Origin of the sequence: Planococcus rifietoensis (assembly GCF_001465795.2) — a bacterium.
GTDB classification, from domain to species: Bacteria; Bacillota; Bacilli; order Bacillales_A; family Planococcaceae; genus Planococcus; species Planococcus rifietoensis.
In genome coordinates, this window is the sequence record NZ_CP013659.2 from 2,905,027 (window position 1) to 2,922,040 (window position 17,014).

17 protein-coding genes and 1 riboswitch are annotated in these 17,014 nt (G+C 47.0%); of the genes, 5 read left to right on the forward strand and 12 right to left on the reverse strand.

The features are described 5' to 3' along the window. Nucleotides 1-60 precede the first annotated feature (60 nt). Nucleotides 61-900, reverse strand: a complete 840-nt coding sequence (locus tag AUC31_RS14430) for an aldo/keto reductase (RefSeq protein ID WP_058382513.1) — start codon at nt 898-900, stop codon at nt 61-63. 449 nt (nt 901-1,349) lie between these two features. Between AUC31_RS14430 and AUC31_RS14435 the strand changes: the two genes are divergently transcribed. From AUC31_RS14435 to AUC31_RS14445, 3 genes are all read left to right on the forward strand, one after another. Next, nucleotides 1,350-3,782, forward strand: a complete 2,433-nt coding sequence (locus AUC31_RS14435; RefSeq protein ID WP_237150627.1) for a bifunctional diguanylate cyclase/phosphodiesterase — start codon at nt 1,350-1,352, stop codon at nt 3,780-3,782. 118 nt (nt 3,783-3,900) lie between these two features. Then, nucleotides 3,901-4,206, forward strand: a complete 306-nt coding sequence (locus tag AUC31_RS14440; RefSeq protein ID WP_058382512.1) for a hypothetical protein — start codon at nt 3,901-3,903, stop codon at nt 4,204-4,206. 25 nt (nt 4,207-4,231) lie between these two features. Further along, a complete protein-coding gene (locus AUC31_RS14445) occupies nt 4,232-4,480 on the forward strand; it encodes a hypothetical protein (RefSeq protein WP_058382511.1) in 249 nt (82 codons plus the stop codon). A 79-nt stretch (nt 4,481-4,559) separates the two neighbouring features. Here the strand turns inward: AUC31_RS14445 and AUC31_RS14450 are convergent, their stop codons facing one another. Together AUC31_RS14450 and AUC31_RS14455 are read right to left on the reverse strand one after the other, a co-directional pair. Further along, entirely contained in the window at nt 4,560-5,567 is a 1,008-nt protein-coding gene (locus AUC31_RS14450; protein ID WP_237150628.1) for an anti-sigma factor, read from the reverse strand. After that, nucleotides 5,548-6,078: a sigma-70 family RNA polymerase sigma factor gene (locus tag AUC31_RS14455; RefSeq protein WP_058382510.1), complete on the reverse strand. Its 531-nt coding sequence runs from the start codon at nt 6,076-6,078 to the stop codon at nt 5,548-5,550. The genes AUC31_RS14450 and AUC31_RS14455 overlap by 20 nt, the downstream gene beginning before the upstream one ends. A gap of 193 nt (nt 6,079-6,271) precedes the next feature. Continuing rightward, nucleotides 6,272-6,421, forward strand: a riboswitch (cyclic di-AMP (ydaO/yuaA leader). 72 nt (nt 6,422-6,493) lie between these two features. Here AUC31_RS14455 and AUC31_RS14460 point away from each other — a divergent pair. Together AUC31_RS14460 and AUC31_RS14465 are read left to right on the forward strand one after the other, a co-directional pair. After that, a complete protein-coding gene (locus AUC31_RS14460) occupies nt 6,494-7,159 on the forward strand; it encodes a potassium channel family protein (RefSeq protein ID WP_058382509.1) in 666 nt (221 codons plus the stop codon). Nucleotide 7,160: 1 nt separating this feature from the next. Then, the gene (locus AUC31_RS14465; protein WP_058382508.1) at nt 7,161-8,492 is read left to right on the forward strand and encodes a TrkH family potassium uptake protein; all 1,332 of its coding nucleotides are present in this window, start codon (nt 7,161-7,163) and stop codon (nt 8,490-8,492) included. A 60-nt stretch (nt 8,493-8,552) separates the two neighbouring features. Here the strand turns inward: AUC31_RS14465 and AUC31_RS14470 are convergent, their stop codons facing one another. From AUC31_RS14470 to AUC31_RS14510, 9 genes are all read right to left on the reverse strand, one after another. Beyond that, on the reverse strand, nt 8,553-9,305 hold the full coding sequence (locus AUC31_RS14470; RefSeq protein WP_058382507.1) for an SDR family oxidoreductase: 753 nt from the start codon (nt 9,303-9,305) through the stop codon (nt 8,553-8,555). A gap of 27 nt (nt 9,306-9,332) precedes the next feature. Then, nucleotides 9,333-9,830, reverse strand: a complete 498-nt coding sequence (locus tag AUC31_RS14475) for a GNAT family N-acetyltransferase (protein ID WP_237150630.1) — start codon at nt 9,828-9,830, stop codon at nt 9,333-9,335. Nucleotides 9,831-9,961: 131 nt separating this feature from the next. Beyond that, on the reverse strand, nt 9,962-10,450 hold the full coding sequence (locus AUC31_RS14480; RefSeq protein WP_058382506.1) for an immunoglobulin-like domain-containing protein: 489 nt from the start codon (nt 10,448-10,450) through the stop codon (nt 9,962-9,964). A 152-nt stretch (nt 10,451-10,602) separates the two neighbouring features. Then, the gene (locus AUC31_RS14485; RefSeq protein WP_237150631.1) at nt 10,603-12,522 is read right to left on the reverse strand and encodes an FtsX-like permease family protein; all 1,920 of its coding nucleotides are present in this window, start codon (nt 12,520-12,522) and stop codon (nt 10,603-10,605) included. Beyond that, nucleotides 12,500-13,306, reverse strand: a complete 807-nt coding sequence (locus AUC31_RS14490) for an ABC transporter ATP-binding protein (protein WP_058382504.1) — start codon at nt 13,304-13,306, stop codon at nt 12,500-12,502. The genes AUC31_RS14485 and AUC31_RS14490 overlap by 23 nt, the downstream gene beginning before the upstream one ends. 101 nt (nt 13,307-13,407) lie before the next feature. Next, a complete protein-coding gene (locus tag AUC31_RS14495; RefSeq protein WP_058382503.1) occupies nt 13,408-14,430 on the reverse strand; it encodes a sensor histidine kinase in 1,023 nt (340 codons plus the stop codon). A gap of 14 nt (nt 14,431-14,444) precedes the next feature. Beyond that, a complete protein-coding gene (locus AUC31_RS14500) occupies nt 14,445-15,128 on the reverse strand; it encodes a response regulator transcription factor (protein ID WP_174520007.1) in 684 nt (227 codons plus the stop codon). A gap of 288 nt (nt 15,129-15,416) precedes the next feature. After that, complete coding sequence (locus AUC31_RS14505) at nt 15,417-16,274, reverse strand: AraC family transcriptional regulator (RefSeq protein ID WP_058382502.1); 858 nt, start codon at nt 16,272-16,274, stop codon at nt 15,417-15,419. A 123-nt stretch (nt 16,275-16,397) separates the two neighbouring features. Continuing rightward, complete coding sequence (locus tag AUC31_RS14510) at nt 16,398-16,955, reverse strand: dihydrofolate reductase family protein (RefSeq protein WP_058382501.1); 558 nt, start codon at nt 16,953-16,955, stop codon at nt 16,398-16,400. Between the last annotated feature and the right edge of the window lie 59 nt (nt 16,956-17,014).

The window sequence follows — 17,014 nt, forward strand, 5'->3', positions numbered from 1 at the left end:
GCTTCCTTTTGTTATGGCTGGAAAGGCAAACACTCACCTAATGTCAGTGTCTATTTCCCCTTAAAAATCAAAGTTATCCGGATCGGGGCCGACGCGGCGGTCTTCGTTCAATGCCGTAATCTGCTGCATGTCTTCCTCCGTCAATTCAAAATCGAACACTTGTGAGTTTTCCACGATGCGCCCTTTATTGGTCGACTTTGGAATGGTCACGACGCCGTTTTGCAGATTCCAGCGCAAAATAACTTGAGCGACCGATTTATCGTATTTCGCTGCGATTTCTTTCAGCTCCGTCTGTTCGAGCGCTTCGCCTGCCATGAGCGGCGACCAGGATTCCGTCTGGATGTCGTTTTCGCGGCAGAACGCGAGCAACTTCTCTTGCGTCAAACGCGGGTGGTACTCGATTTGGTTAACGACCGGCTTGATGTCCGCGCCTTCCATCAGGTCTTCTAGATGATGGATCTGGAAATTGCTGACACCGATCGCTATGACCTGGCCGTCCATATAGAGATGCTCGAGCGCTTTCCATGCTTCTTTGTACTTGCCTTCAACGGGCCAGTGGAGCAAGTACAGGTCCAGGTACTCCAGCCCCAACTTCCTCAAGCTCGTCCCATAAGCTTGGATGCCGGACGTGTAGCCGAAATCGTCGTTCCATAATTTTGAAGTGATGAACAAGTCTTCCCTCGAGATCCCCGCCGCTTTCATTCCTTGGCGGATCCCTTCCCCGACACTTTCCTCGTTTCCGTAAATAGCAGCGGTATCGATGCTGCGGTAGCCGTTGACGATTGCCGTTTTAACGGCTTCAGTCGCTTCAGGTCCGTCTTCTACTCGGAATACGCCCAGGCCAAGCCAAGGCATTTCGCTTCCGTTGTTTAACGTGACAGTAGATTGTAAGTTTTTCATGAATGGTATCCTCCTATTTCTCGTCTAAAGCAATAAACTTACTATACCCACTTGCCTAAAAAACTATCGTCCGTAAATGAAAGTACGGTAGTTAATTCACATTTTTTCTTTCCAGCTAAACTTTTTGTTATTTAAAAATAATTTCTCATCACCTCGTTTCAATACCGCAAAGTTTAATATTCAATTAATAGTTTCATTTCGAGACAATTGTGGTATTCTAATGAAAAATAGCTTTATTTGGGTATTTTTAATGTCAAATGGACCTTTTAAGATTAGAATTAATCATTTTGCTTAAGTCTTATGACCTTTGAAAATCTTGGGTTTTTTAGTTGTTTTTTAACATTACATTGTGTTTTCGGGATGCCGCAACCGTTTCAGCTATTTCGTAGCTGGCGGTTTGTTTCTATTAACTTAATAGCATTCGCCCCTCAACACATTAAAGAAAGAGCGTGAGTCCCATAACAGATCTCGTCAGTTCGTATAACCTTCCCCTCGTCGCCCTTTCCATCTTGGTTGCCGTGTTCTCTGCCTCTGTTGCACTCGATATCAGCAGCCGCTTAAAATACGCCAAAAACGTATCGCACCTGCGCTGGATTACAGCGGGTGCTTTTATTCTGGGGCTCGGCATCTGGTCGATGCATTTCATCGGCATGCTGGCGTTTCATTTGCCGGTCGAAGTCTCTTACCATTTCGGCCTGGTTTTATTGTCGATTGTACCAGCGGTTATTTCTTGTGCAATCGCCTTCTACCTCATTAGCAAGCCCTCCGTCACTTGGCGCAACCTGTTCACGGGAGCGTTTTTCATCAGCGCCGGAATCGTATCGATGCATTACATCGGCATGGACGCTATGCGCATGGATGCGATGATTTCCTACGACCCGTTGATGTGGGCTTTGTCAGCGCTCATTGCCTTCGCCGCTTCGTTTATCGGTTTGGCATTGCTGTTCTACATTCCAAATGTCCCGAGATTTCACTGGCGCAAGCTAGCTGGTGCAGTTTTGATCGGGCTCGCGGTTTCCGGCATGCATTATACCGGCATGGCCGCAGCGGATTTTTCACAAATGGATCACTCAGCTATCGGCCATAGCGCACCATTCTCGGTCAATAGTACGCTTCTCGCCTATGGCATCGGGGGCGGCATGCTGATGCTTTTCGTACTGACGCTTGCAAGTGTACGGACGGATCGCCGTTTGGAGATGCAATCGGAAGAATCCGAGATGAAATTCAAATCCGTCATCGAATCTGCAAAAGATGCGATTATCGTAGCGGATTTTCAAGGCGCGATCGTTCAGTGGAACCAAGGCGCTGAAATGATTTTCGGCTATAGCGAAAAAGAAATTCTGGGACGCAATATCAGCGTCATCATTCCGGACCGCTTTAAGGAAGCACATGAAAAAGGCATGGAAGCCTATCGCAAGACGCGTGAGCCCCATGTCATCGGAAGCACCGTCGAATTGACAGGTTGCCGCAAAGGCGGCAGCGAATTCCAGCTCGAGATGTCGGTCGGCACATGGGAAACGGAAAAAGGCGTCTTCTTCAGCAGCATCCTTCGCGATGTCACCGAACGCAAAGCGTCAGAAGACAAAATCAATGATCTTGTCTATTTAGACCCTTTGACTGGCTTGCCAAACCGCCGTTTGTTCAATGACCGCCTCGATTCGTTGCTGCGCCAAGCAGATGAGCGCGGCTTGAATTTTTCGCTCTTCTATATGGATTTGGATAATTTCAAGATGATCAACGACCGCTTCGGGCATTCCATCGGCGATCTCTTTTTACAAAGTGTCGCCAGCCGCCTCGAAGCCCAAATCAGCCCGAAAGATACACTCTCTCGGCTGGGCGGCGACGAATTCATACTGCTTTTGCCAAACACCGAATACAACAAAGCCGCCGATCGGGCACACGAACTGATCAACGCTTTAAATGCCCCGTTCCGCTTTGAAAATGAAGAAATCTTCACGAGTGTGTCGGTCGGCATCAGCATGTTCCCTTCAGATGGTGACGATTCCGAGACTTTGGTGAAGAACGCCGACATCGCGATGTATCAGGCAAAAGAAGGCGGAAAGAACGCTTTCCAATTTTTCACGCGTGAAATGAACGAAACGATCGACCGGAAATCGAGGCTCGCCACAGGCTTGCGGAAAGGCTTGGAACAAGGTGAATTCACCATCCATTATCAACCGCAAATCAGCCTGAAAACCGAAGAAATTATCGGCGTGGAAGCCTTGCTCAGATGGAATCATCCTGAATGGGGGCCGATTTCGCCTGCAGAATTCATTCCAATTGCTGAAGAAACCGGCAGCATCACGAAAATTGGTGAATTTGTATTGGAAGAAGCGTGCCGCCAAAATAAATACTGGCAGGACATAGGGCTCGCCCCGTTCCGCGTAGCGGTCAATATTTCCGCTCGCCAGTTTGCGCAAAAGGATTTGACCGAGGTCGTCAGCACAATCTTGAAAAAAACCGGTTTGGCCGCACGGTATTTGGAACTGGAACTGACGGAAACGATCATTCAGAATGCGGATAGCGCACTCACCACCATGGAAGAACTGGCGGCGCTCGGCGTCCATTTATCAATCGATGATTTTGGCACCGGCTATTCGTCACTCAGCTATTTGAAACTGTTCCCGATCGACAGCTTGAAGATCGACCAGCACTTTACCCGAAATATCAAAAGCGATTCAAAAGATGCCGCACTCGTCAAAACCATCATTCGCATGGCGCATGACCTGGAATTGAACGTCATCGCAGAAGGCGTAGAAACAGCCGAACAGCTGGACTTTTTGAAATCCGAACAATGCAACCAGGCACAAGGCTATTACTTCAACCGCCCGCTGCCGGCACAGGACATTGAGGAAATTTACTATACGACGAAACTAGCTTGATAGTTGTGGTTATATTTGCAGAGCAGGTTTGTTGCTAATGAACTGTAGACTATCCAGCACTCGCCTAACCTATAACTCTTCACCAAGCGTCTATTGTTTCAACTAGGGGGATATAAACATGAAAAGCTCAATGTTTATTTTAGTGATTGCCCTTCTTGTTATTGGTGGTTATTTCTATTTGGAGCACAAGGCAAATGAAACGGCCGCATTCAACCACGCCAAAGAGCATGTAATCACTCATTACAGCGAAGACGATAGTTTATTTCATGGCGGCACGAGATACGATTATGGGGGAGGTAATTATTTCGTCATTGTCCAAAACCTACAAGATAAGAAATATTATTTGGAAGTAAAAATTGATAGCGACCGCTTTTTGGTATCAATTTCGGACAACTCATCTAAAATAACGAATTCCAAAAAATAATCGATATTCAAAGGGGAAGTAGCTGATGGCAGCGGACCAAAAACCATTCAAGCCCAATCCAAAGATCGAATATCCTCTGTACGCTCTATATATCTTTATGATGATCTTGTCATTTTACTGGAGAGAATTATTCCCCTTCACCTTCCTTGTCCCTGCAGGAATTTTTTTGATCAGGAGGTTCCAAACCCTTCAGATGAACAATAAAAAAGAAATGTATGGCTTCTTGCTAATAGCCATTATTTTTTTCATAGGCGCTCTCGTTGCAAAACCGTAAAGAATTTACTTATATTATTTAAAAAAGAAGCCAGGAGACACTGCCACAGACAGCGTCTCCTCGCTTCTTTTTAATGTGTTTACTCTTCTTCCCAATTCCACAATTCGACTTGTCCCAATTGCTCACCGGCTACCATCGCTTCCTCTTCCAGCTTCAACAATTCTTTGACCGGGCCCGTGACCACAGCACCGTATACCATAAAGCCGTTTTCTTCCATATACTCATAGCGTTCGTTCAAATAACTCAGGCCTAAAAATCTTTCATAATAAGAGGCAGATTTTTCTTCGAGCAAAGTTTCCATATTGGCCATCATCATCTGTTGGCTGTCTTGTATAGTCTCAGAATCAAGCCGGTAGATAGAAGAAAAAGATCGGAAATCATCGGAAACGCTTTGCCCTCCTGTCAGGCCGAAGAGAGTGTTTACGGATAAATCGTCACCGCCGCCTCCCCAGCCATCTGGCGTGAACGTTTCAAATTCACCCGTATGCAGCGGCATCCACAAAACGTCGATATCATAAGGTTCCAATTGCGCTACCAACTCTTCAGGTGTCATGAAGCGATCTGTTGAAAAGGCTACTTCCGCCACGGTGCCTTCGTGCAGCTTGTCCAGTGTGTTCCAGACATCAGGCTGGCCGTAAGCTTTCAGTGAATTGCCGTTGCGCGGATCTTGCGGATAGAAAAAGAAGAAACGATCGAGTTCATCTCTCGAAGGGGTTTGGTACTCGATAGACGACAGGCTGTTTGCTAAGCGCTTCGTCACTTGCGCTTCCCCTACAACCATTTCCTTCTTGCCCACTGTCCTGACCAAAGGATAGGAAAATGCACTGGTCCCTAAGGGAGAAATTTCTTCTTCTTCGAACCCAAACGCCCCGCGGACATTGGGCACCGTCCAATCCAAAGCAAGTTTCGTATAGTAGTCATTTTCTTCTGCCACATGCAGCCCATCCGTAATAAATGCCAAAGCGATCATATAAGCGCCGTATAGTAGCACCCCAATCATTAATATACGGAGAATGCGAACAGTTAAAACAAAACGGGATTTCTTCAGTATTTTCTTTTCCAAGGCTTCATTCCATTCTGTCATCATGCCACCCTTTCTGTTGTGCAATCGTCTCCAGTTTTTTTCGTGACCGATGTAACATAACTTTCACTTGATCCACTGATAAATCCATCGCTGTTGCTATTTCAGAATAACTAAATTCCGCCACTTCCCTTAAATAGAGAATCGTCCGGTAGTGTTCCGGCAAATAATCGAACAGCATATTCAAGTCGTCCCGTTGCTCTTGCGCCAAAGCGGTATCTTCCGGTAACCCATACGGGCTGATCATTTCCTCAGCCGGCTTGAATCTATTCACTAACGGAATGCTTTCCCTTCTCTTGCGTTTGCGCCATTCATCAATATAAATATTACGCGCCACCTTAAAAAGCCACGCCCGCGCTTGTTCTCCTTGGTAGGTGTGAAGTGAAATCGTTGCCCTGACAAATGTTTCTTGGGTCAGATCTTCGGCCAGGTGGGAAGAACCTGATAACTTCCAAAGAAAATAATAAAGGGGTTTTGAGTACAGTTTAAAAAGCTGTTCCAGCTGTTGATTTTTCATCCTATCCCCCTTTATCGACCTCTACTGTTTACACGTTCACCTTTCAATAATGTTACAGTTTTCTTGAAATAATTTGTAAAAAGAATACTTTCCCTCTTCCTGTAACTGGATAAAATTATTTTATTTCGGCACACAAAATTGTGTTGACTTTTCCAAATAGAGGCGTATATTTTAGCTTGTACAACAGAATCCACCTTTTATATCGCTGAGACAGAATGAATTTCTGTGCGGGGGAACCAATTCGATCGCAACTTGATCTCGGGGTGAATCTTCATTTTTGAAGAAGGGGTACTCTCCATCCCTAATCCGACAGCTAACCTCGTAAGCGTAGAAAAGAGAGAAAAGGTCTATCTCAGACCGTTTCTTTGAAATGGTTTTTTTGTGCTCAAATTTAAGAGAAAAGAGTGGAAGAGAAATGAGATGGAACAAGAAGCAGTTCGCAGTGATCGGATTAGGAAGATTCGGGGGCAGCATTTGCAAAGAACTGCATCAAATGGGTCACGATGTACTGGCAATAGACCGCGACGAGAAAAAAGTATTGGAGTTCGCGGCGTTTTCTTCCCACGCACTTCAATTGGATTCGACCAACGAGTCAGCTCTGAAGCGATCGGGCATTACCAATTTTGAAAATGTCATCGTCGCAATCGGCGAAGATATCCAATCGAGCATCTTGACGACACTCGTTTTGAAGGATTTGCAAATTCCGAAAGTGTACGTTAAAGCCCAGAACCATTATCACCAGAAAGTTTTGATGAAGATCGGTGTGGAGCAAGTCGTCCAGCCAGAGATTGAAATGGGCAAGAAAATGGCTGAACATCTAGGGTCTCAAAAAATCATCGATTCGATCGATCTTTCTGCAGACTATAGCATTACCGAATTAATGGCTACGCCGAAAGTTAATCGGAAGTCTTTGAACGATCTGAAGATCCGCTTGAAATTCGGCGTGACCGTCCTTGCCATTAAACGCGGGGAGAAATTGAATGTTTCCCCTTTGCCGGATGACATCTTGCAGGCAGGAGATGTTTTGACGGTGCTCGGAACAAAGAAAGATATCCACCAATTCGACCGGGCAGGTTTATAAAATGAAACGATCCACTTTATTTAAAAAAATTAAAATATCACCGCCTCAAATATTAACGATGACCTTTCTGGTGGCGATTTTATTTGGCACCATCTTATTGTATTTGCCAATCTCTACAGTGGAACCGATTTCCTGGATCGATGCATTATTCACTGCCACGTCTGCAACGACGGTAACCGGGCTAGTTGTTGTCAGTACCGGCAATGATTTCACGATGTTCGGCCAATCTGTCATCATGGTCCTCATGCAGGTCGGCGGGCTCGGCCTCATGACATTCGCCATTTTGATCGTATTGCTGCTGGGTAAAAAAATTGGCCTGCGGGGACGGATTTTGATCCAGCAGTCGTTCAACCAGTATTCACTTGGCGGCATGATCCGCCTCGTACAGGTTCTCCTATTTTTCGCATTCGGCATTGAATTATTGGCCACTGCGATTTTAGCGGTTCGCTGGGTTCCGGAATACGGCTGGACATACGGGCTTTTCACCAGCGCTTTCCACGCTGTTTCCGCATTCAATAATGCAGGATTCTCTCTGTGGGATGACAGCCTGAGTGGCTATGTCGGCGACCCGACAGTCAATATCTTGATCACCCTCCTGTTCATTTCAGGCGGGATCGGCTTTACGGTTTTGTATGATTTGTGGAAAACGAGAAACTTTAAGCAGTTGTCGCTCCATTCCAAAGTCATGCTGACGGGGACCTTAGCCGTGAATCTGATCGCGATGCTGTTTTTATTCGTTTCGGAGTACGGCAATATGGAAACCATCGGCGCGCTGCCGCTTGGCGATAAACTATGGGCTTCGTATTTTCAGGCGGTTACCCCACGTACTGCAGGATTCAATTCCATCGACATCGGCAGCATGGAGACCGGCTCAATTGTACTGATCTCGCTGCTTATGTTCATCGGAGCGGGCAGTGCCTCGACCGGTAGCGGCATCAAGCTTACGACTTTTTTGGTTATCATTTTAGTGACTACTTCCTATTTAAAAGGAAAAAAGGAAGCGGTCATTTTCAACCGCGCGATCCCTTCCCACTTGCTGGAACGGTCTTTGGCGATTGTGTTCATCAGCATGGCCGCTGTTTTCGCCGGTATTCTCATTCTGTCCTATACAGAGCAGGCACCATTCGAGTGGATTATTTTTGAAGCATTCTCTGCTTTCGGGACAGTTGGGCTGTCGATGGGCTTGACTGGAGATCTTTCCACTATCGGCAAATTCGTCATTATGGTGCTGATGTTCATCGGCCGAGTCGGCCCTGTGACGCTAGCATTTGCATTGGCCCGCCAGCACCGTGAACAAATCAGCCATCCGAAAGGCGATATTTTCACAGGCTGATTGGGAATCTGCGCATATCAAAAGCTGCCCCCCCAAAATTTGGGTGGTGCAGCTTTTTTGTTAACCTCTTAGAAACCCGCCTTCCGAATGCATCACTTGCCCAGTAATCCAGCCGCCTTCTTCGCTGGCAAGAAACGCGATCAAGTTCGCCGCATCTTCGGGTTTCCCGATGCGCCCCAAGCCGAATTTCGGCCGTAAATAATTCCTGATCTCGTCATCCATCCAATTGGTGTCGGTCGGACCTGGATTGACAGCATTCACTGTGATGCCCAGTTCCGCGAGTTCTGCGGACAAAGAGGAAGTGAATGCCGAAATCGCGCCTTTTGTTGCTGCATACGCCAAATTCCCTGGCATCGGCCCCTGATCTTGTCCGGAGGTTAAATTAATGATGCGCCCATCTTTTCGGCTAGTTTGTTGAAATTCTTTTGCGAATTCTGTGGACAATAAAAACGTTGCTCTCATATTCACCATATAATGATCGTCCAAGATCTTACCGGTCAAATCCATATAGTTGGAATCGATCGAATGCGCCGCGTTATTGATAAGGATATTTGGGAATCCGACGGCACTTTTCACATGCGTCAGAATAGCTTCTTCCGCATCCCGTTGCGCTAAATCGACCTCCAAAAACTCACAGCGTACACCAAGATCCATAATTTCTGAACGGAAGCACTCTGGAAAATCCGACGCTGCTTGCCAGTGGGTGAAGAAAATATCCGTTTTTTGCTGTGCCAGTTTCCGGCACACAGCCGCGCCTATTCCGGTGTCGTTGCTGACGCCGGTGATCAATGCAATGCTTTGGGATTTCGCCATGCTACTAGCCTCCTTTTGTGCAGCTTATTAAAGCAGCTTTGCCATATAATACTCATCCACATAGTCATCATTGATGAAAAGCGAATCCCGTTTCACGCCTTCAATTTCGAACCCCATCTTCTGATATAAAGTAACTGCTGATGCGTTTTCTGCTATCACGGTCAGTTCCAAACGATGGAGATCGACGGATTTTGCCCAAGCGATGACATGGGAAAACATTGCCTTTCCGACACCTTTGCCGCGGCTATCGCTATGAACACCCATCACTGTATAAGCGCGATGTGAAATTCGTCGGGGGTTCTCATTTTGCACAATCAAGTATCCTAGAACTTGATGTTCTTCGCACGCAATAAAAACACCTGACTTTTCATTGGCACTCAACACATCGATGAACTTTGCGAACGATTCGGGTGAAATTTGCCGTTCACCGGGATTGAACATCATATATCCTGAATCCTCAGCGTTTTTGATGACCTGCACGATTTGTTCTGCGTCGCGGTTTTCAGCTTTTCGAATTTTAATCACGATGCACACTCCTATTCGTTTAAAAAGCGGTTCAAACTCATCCTGCTTAAATATTTCCGGGGAAATAATCTGTATATAAATATATACCGCTTTTCTACGCTAGAATCGATTTTATATTTCAATATCTCGAACTACTTCTTGATTTCAAATTCTGCCGCTAGAGCAATCTCCTCTACTCCTTCATTAATATAATAGTTTTTAACGATTCGATATGTGCCAGTCGTCAACTCATAGTCCAAAAATTCAAGAGGCATCTCCTGCTCCAGGTTCTCTCCCGCCCCCAAACCAATATCCGTAAAAGCAAACTGTTCTCTGTAAGGAATTTCATACCATGTGCCTTCTTGTAATTTTTCCAAGGTTCGATGCTCACCGAACCCGACAGTACTTGAACCCGAGTTGGAAATGATTAATATTATCTCATCGACAGGAAAAGCGTAATTTTCTTCATCGCTTTGCATTGAAACTGTAGTTTCTCCATTGATGAAGGTATTTGGCAAGTTTCCGTAGGAGGAATTATTTTCCAGAACTTCTTTCTTTTGATTTGTTTCAAATAATGAACAGGCTGACAACAATAAAAGCGAAGTTAATAAAATGCTCGTTAAATTTTTTCCAGTCACCATATCTTCCTTTCAACGATTATTAATTAACTAATTCTACCATTTTCCGAACACAATAGAATCCAGTTTTTCAAACCTTCTCCGATTCTCTTTGGCTTAAATATATTACCCAACAAAAAAGCACGAAAGAGAATCTTCTCTTCCGCACTTTCATCTTATAGAGCCGATTTTACAGTCTTTCTGTAATACCCGACCGCCAGTACAGCGAAGACCAGATAAATCAACGCATAGACACCCATCGCAACCGATGCCGGGAACAGGATGTCGGTGCGGAACAGGAACGATGCCGCTTGAATCGCAAAGATGGAATGCGCCAAGCCGATCGCTAGCGGCAGCCCGAAAACAAAGGCTTGCTTGCGGACGATGCCGCGCATGATGTCTTTGACCGTAAAGCCAAGCTGACGCAATGTGGCGTAGCTTTGTTTTTCGTGTTCGGCTTCGGTCATTTGCTTAAAGTATAGGATACTGCCGGTCGAAATGAGGAACACCAGCCCTAAAAATCCAGCGATGAATATGAGCAATCCGTTTGATTGGACAGATCCTTCATAAGACGAGTAATAGTCGACATGCGGTTCCGAAACTTTGTACTTGTCCTGCTGGTAAATGGCAGATGCCGCGGCCATGTCCTCTTCTGCAATATGGAACCCGTCCATTTGCTGAAGAGCTGAATCCCCTGTCTCACTCACCAATTGCGCTTTCAACGATTGGTAGGTTTCTTCGTTCACCACGATTTGGCTTGTGAAGAATGACCAATTGAGCACATTGTATTGGGCGATTTCCGTAATTGACAAAGTGGTTGGTACTTCGTCTTGGAAGGTGAGGTCAAACGGCAGGTCCACCGAATTGAAAAGCGTCGAGACCGATACGTCATGGAAGCTCGCTTCACCGTTTGCCGGCACATCAACGTCGAGACCAGCTTGCTGCAATTGTTCGCTGCTGAGCACCGCGATGTCTGTTGCCCGTTCTAAAAACGGAGCTGGCTTTTCTTCGAATTCAGCGGGAACGACAAAAGTTTCCACCGCTTCGCGTTGATAGGAAATCCCATTGTCGTCGAGTTCCTGGCTGATGTTATCCGCCAGTCCGGCTTCATTTTCAAACATAAAATCAAATGGCATGATGGACTGCGTTTCCTGCTCCGTCGAATAGTACATGGAATAAGCTGCAGCAATCATCGTCAAAGTCATCGCCGATAGCACCGTGATGATCGTCAATGAATTGGCGTTGCTTTTCATGCGGTGCATGAGCGGCGCCAACGATAAGCTATTTTCCAGTCCGAGATGGCCGTTTTTATTGCGGCGGATGCGGTACAACAGCCAGCTGATCGTCACCCGGAACACCAAATAAGTGCCGAGGATGACAGTAGCCAAGACCGCCAGCATATTAAAGAACAGCATCTCGTTCAGCATGCGGCCAGATAGCCAATAGCCGAATGCGATGAGCCCGATACCAAGCAATGCCAATATAGCAGAAACGGCGGTCTTCGGCTTGCGAGGATGCTGCCCTTGCTTTTCGGAATTGAACAAAGACAGCAAGGAATTGCGGTATACCGTAAACACCATCTGAATGGTCGTCAACACGAAAATAGCGAGAAAGACGAAGAAGGTTTGTATGACTGCCGCTGTGGAAAACGATACTTCAATAAACGCCTCGTAGCCGATCAGCTTCATGAGCAGCAATAAAAAGACCCGTGAAACGAGCATGCCGACTGCAATTCCGACAATCAGCGCCATGATGCCAAGAAGCATGTTTTCGAGGATCAATAGCCTGGCGACGGCGCGCTTCGTCAGCCCAATCAATTGGTACAAGCCGATTTCCTGGCTTCTTCTTTTCAGGAAAATGGCATTGGCGTAGACGATAAAAATGCCGGCGATCACAATCAGTAAAATTCCAGCCACCTGGAATGCGGTGCCCATCATTCCTGTGCCTTGTTCAGCTACTGCCGCATCGTGCTGCAAGGTCGCGAACACGAAATACAGCACCACACTGAGGATCAATGCGAAAAAGTACAGGTAGTAATGCTTGATGTTTTTACGCATGCTGCGCTTGACGAGATCAAAGAGCGTCAACGCTGTCACCCCCGAGCACAGCCTGGACATTCAGGATTTCCTGGAAAAAGGCTTGTCTCGTTTTGTCTCCCTTGTACAGCTCTGAATAGACATTGCCGTCTTTGAGAAAAACGACGCGGCTGCAATAACTCGACGCGAGCGGGTCGTGTGTCACCATCATGATGGTCACGCCTTGCTGTTTGTTGACATCAGCCATCGTCCCGAGAAGCGATGAGGCAGATTTCGAGTCGAGTGCGCCTGTCGGTTCGTCGGCAAATACGAGTGATGGCTGGTTGATGAGCGCACGCGCTGCCGAGGTGCGCTGCTTTTGCCCGCCTGAAATTTCATGCGGGTATTTATCTGCGAGTGCTTCGATATCGAGGATTTTTGCAATCGACTGGAACTGGGCCTCCGCCGCTTGTTTTTTCATCTTCCCGAGCGATACCGGAAGCAAAATGTTTTCTTTTACCGTCAATGTATCGAGCAAATTATAATCCTGGAAAATGAAGCCGAGTTGGTTTCTGCGAAAAGCAGATAGTTCAGCATCTTTCATCTTGGAAATATCGACGCCGTCGATCAAGATCGTGCCTTCAGTCGAACGGTCGATGGTGGCGAGAACGTTGAGCAAAGTCGTCTTGCCTGCTCCCGACGCGCCCATGATGCCGACGAATTCCCCTTCTGCCACACGCAGATCGATGCCTTTCAGCACTTGCTGGACATTGCCTCGCGCACCGAAGGATTTACGGACATCGTGCGCTTGCAACACGGTTTGCTTGCTTGTTTTTGGTGTGATTGTTTTATTTTCTGTCGTCATATTATGGCCTCCCTGTAAACTTCTCCCCTTATCTTACTGCGCAACAGTGGCCGGGTCGTTTGATTTGTGTGACAAACCGGGAGGCCAATGTGACGATGATGTCACTTACGGATATGGTCGAAGTCATTTTCCAGCGGGAAGGCTATTTCCATCGTAGTACCATGCCCGGTCCGGGAATCTGCTGAGAGCGTGATGCCGATTTTATCCGATACCGTTTTCGCCAAATAAAGCCCGAGCCCTGTCGCTGCATTATGGAGCCGCCCTGTGCCGCCCGTAAAGCCTTTGTCGAAAATGCGCGGCAAGTCGTGTTCCGGTATCCCCGGCCCCTCGTCTTGAACCCTTAGGATGCTATGGCCCGTACTGTCTGTGCGCGCTGAAATGTGGATCGTTCTACCTTCGGGGCTGTACTTCACTGCGTTCGATAAAATTTGGCGCAAGACGAAGCGGCCCCATTTCTTATCGCTTAAGACGTTTATGTCCAACCCGTCCAATTCAATTTCCAAATCTTTTTCCCTGCACCAAGCCATCAATTCACGGACCTCAGGAGCCACAACATCTTTTAACATCAAACTATCCACTGCGTAATCGGCCTCTAGAGAAGACAGCCGCGATATGTATAATTGTTGGTCGACCAGCAAGAAAAGGCGCAACCATTCCGCTTCGATCCGCTGCATGCCGGGAGCTGAGCGATTCGAGTCGATCAACAGGCGGATCGCCGTCAACGGCGCTTTCGCTTCATGGACCCATGCCGCTGTGTAATCTGCTTGAATGAGGTTCTGCTGGCGCAATTCATTTAATTGCGCCGCCATCGATGCGGCAGCTGCCTGCAGCACTTGGTTCATCTGCTCATCTCGCTTGAACTTCGCTTCAGGCAACAGTTCATGCCAATCGGCTGCCGCTTCGCCTTCCAAACGCACCAGTTGCCGGCTATAGGCCGTTTCTCTTCTGTAGCGCCAGATGATGAACAGCGCCAGTGCAATGAGCAGCAACGCATTCATATAAAGCAGCGAAGAAAGTTCGACCGCAAGGCCTGCATCGAGCCACAGCAATACGTCCGCTGCTCCCAAAGCCGCAATAAAATAGAAGACCCAGCTTTTCATATCGTTCACATAAGCCCAAAACATCGAATCCCTCTTTTCTATAAGGTGACGGCCACGTAGCCCAAGCCTTTTTTCGTCAAAATGGCATCGCCGAGTCCTAAATCCGTCAATTTTTGGCGCAGCCGCGTGACGTTGACAGTCAAGGTGTTGTCGTTAACGAACCGCTCGTCATCCCATAGCTTGCGGATGATCTCATCACGGGAGACGATTTCATCTTTCGCTTCAACGAGGACCGTTAAAATGAAAAATTCATTTTTCGTCAGTTCAGCTTCCTTGCCGTCGAGCCGGATGATGCCGCGCTTCAGATCGATCATAGCCCCGTTCCATTCCAATACGTCTGAAGTTTCTTCGCCGTATGAATACACCCGTCTCAAGGTCGCTTGGATTTTTGCCAATAACACATCGGAGTGAAACGGCTTTTGGACATAATCATCTGCGCCCATCTGCATCGACATGACCATGTCCATCGGGTGGTCGCGCGAAGACAGGAAAATGATCGGCACTTTCGAAATCGCCCGGATTTCACGGCACCAATGAAAGCCGTCATACACCGGCAACTGGATGTCCATGATGACCAATTGCGGCTGCTCAGTCATAAAACTACCCAGGACATCGTCGAAAGAATCAGGGCCGACCACTTGCATCCCCCATTTGCCCAAGCTTTCCTTCAACGATTGGAAAATCGCCTGATCGTCTTCCACGATGAAAATCTTCATGTCCATTCCGCGCACTTCCTTTCGTTCCGATTGTCTCCTTCATTCTAATGGAAATTCGAATGGACAGGAAATGAGAACCCAAATACGCTCTGCTTACTATGGCGAAAAGGAGCATTATCTTATTTTCTGCTAAGCCTCTTATTCTATTCATAAAAAAAGACCGGAAATGAACTTCATTCCCTGTCTTTTCTATGTGGTTCTATTGGAGAACTACTGGTCAAAAAGCCACCGCTCCAACACTCACCCTACGTCAGTTTTCAAATTCTATACTTATGCGCAAGCGATTCCGCTAGGTTATTTCACCGCCAGCCAAATCTGATTGGATGAATCGTCTTTATACGAATCGGGATCTGTGTAAGCTTCAATAGCTGGGATATCAGCTACTTCATAGCCGTTGGAGGGGATCCATTCTGTGTATATTTGGTTCCACGCTTCGGGCATTGCAATCGGGGCGGACCCTCGCACTTCAAAAATAGCCCATTTGGATTTCGGTACCGTGAATTCACGGAAATCGGCCGGCACTTTACCGGCATGCTCTACTGCAATCCAATAATCGACCGTATTCTTCTCTTCATTATAGTTATCGGTAATTCCGAGCAAACCTTTGATTTCGCTGTTCATCAGCTCCGCTAACTCAGCGGATGTTCCATTAGCATTGGCCTCCATCCAAAATTCGGCAACTCCGTTCACTTCACCGGTTTCACCACAAGGACATTCCCGTTTAATTCCAACGACTTGAAACGCATCTCTTTCAACGATTTGATAGTTCATCGGCTTGGCTCCTTTCAAATTCACTTGAATCATTAAACGGTTATGCGATTGCAATGCTCCCCTCCCTTTTCGCGCCTCACTCGGACTGAGCCCATGCTGTTTACGGAATGCTTTTGTGAATGCTTCCGGTGATTCATAACCGTAGCGATACGCGATATCGATGATTTTATGATCGGTGTTGAGCAATTGTTGGGCGGCTAATGTCAGACGGCGGCGACGCAGATATTCCCCGACGGAGATATCGGTCATGATCAAGAACATGCGTTGAAAATGGAACGGAGAGACATTTGCCTGTTTTGCGATTGCTTCGATGGATAGCTCATTCAGCAAATTCGCCTCCATATAGTCGATCGCTTTTTGCAAAGACTGCGCCAAAGCCATGCTTTCAACTCCTTACTTGAATAATAACCGGGCGGCGGTTCGGTTTCCTGTCATTTTGTGCGCTGTTCGGACAGCTTTTGTCTTCTTGCCTCCAATTACTTGATGCAAGGCTTTAAAAATTCTTCAATCAGTCCCCTGCCTGTTTACTTTGTAATAAACCTCCATTTGCTCATCCGTCTCGATCGCCCGGATTTTTTCCAAATGAATCTCCAGACCTTCCAGGTGGTCGAACATGCGGGTTCCTGTCCCGAGCAGCAACGGGGCGATGGCGATTTGCAGTTCATCCACTAGATTTGCACGCAATGCTTGCTGGCCGACATCGGCACCGAGTACGACGACATCCCGCTCCCCTGCAGCAGCTTTTGCTTTCCGGACTGCTGTCTCGATGCCATCCGTCACGAAAGTGATGCTCAAATTGTCATTTTCTTTCGGATGCTTGGCCGGCGGATGATGCGTCAGGACAAAAATAGGCACTTGAAATTCATAATCGTCGGCATAGGCGTCCGGGTCGTCCGTCATGTCGTAAGTTCGGCGGCCCATCACGACCGCTCCTGTATTCGCCATCACTTCGTTGATTTCATCATTGGGCTTGAAACTTTTGTAAAGCTTGTCGAGTTTTCCATGCCGGTCGCTGATGAACCCATCGAGTGAAGTGATCATTCCAAAACAGACTTTTGCCATATTGCCTCCTCCTATTCTTTTAGTAATTCTTTGGCTATCGTTGTTACTAATTCCTCCTA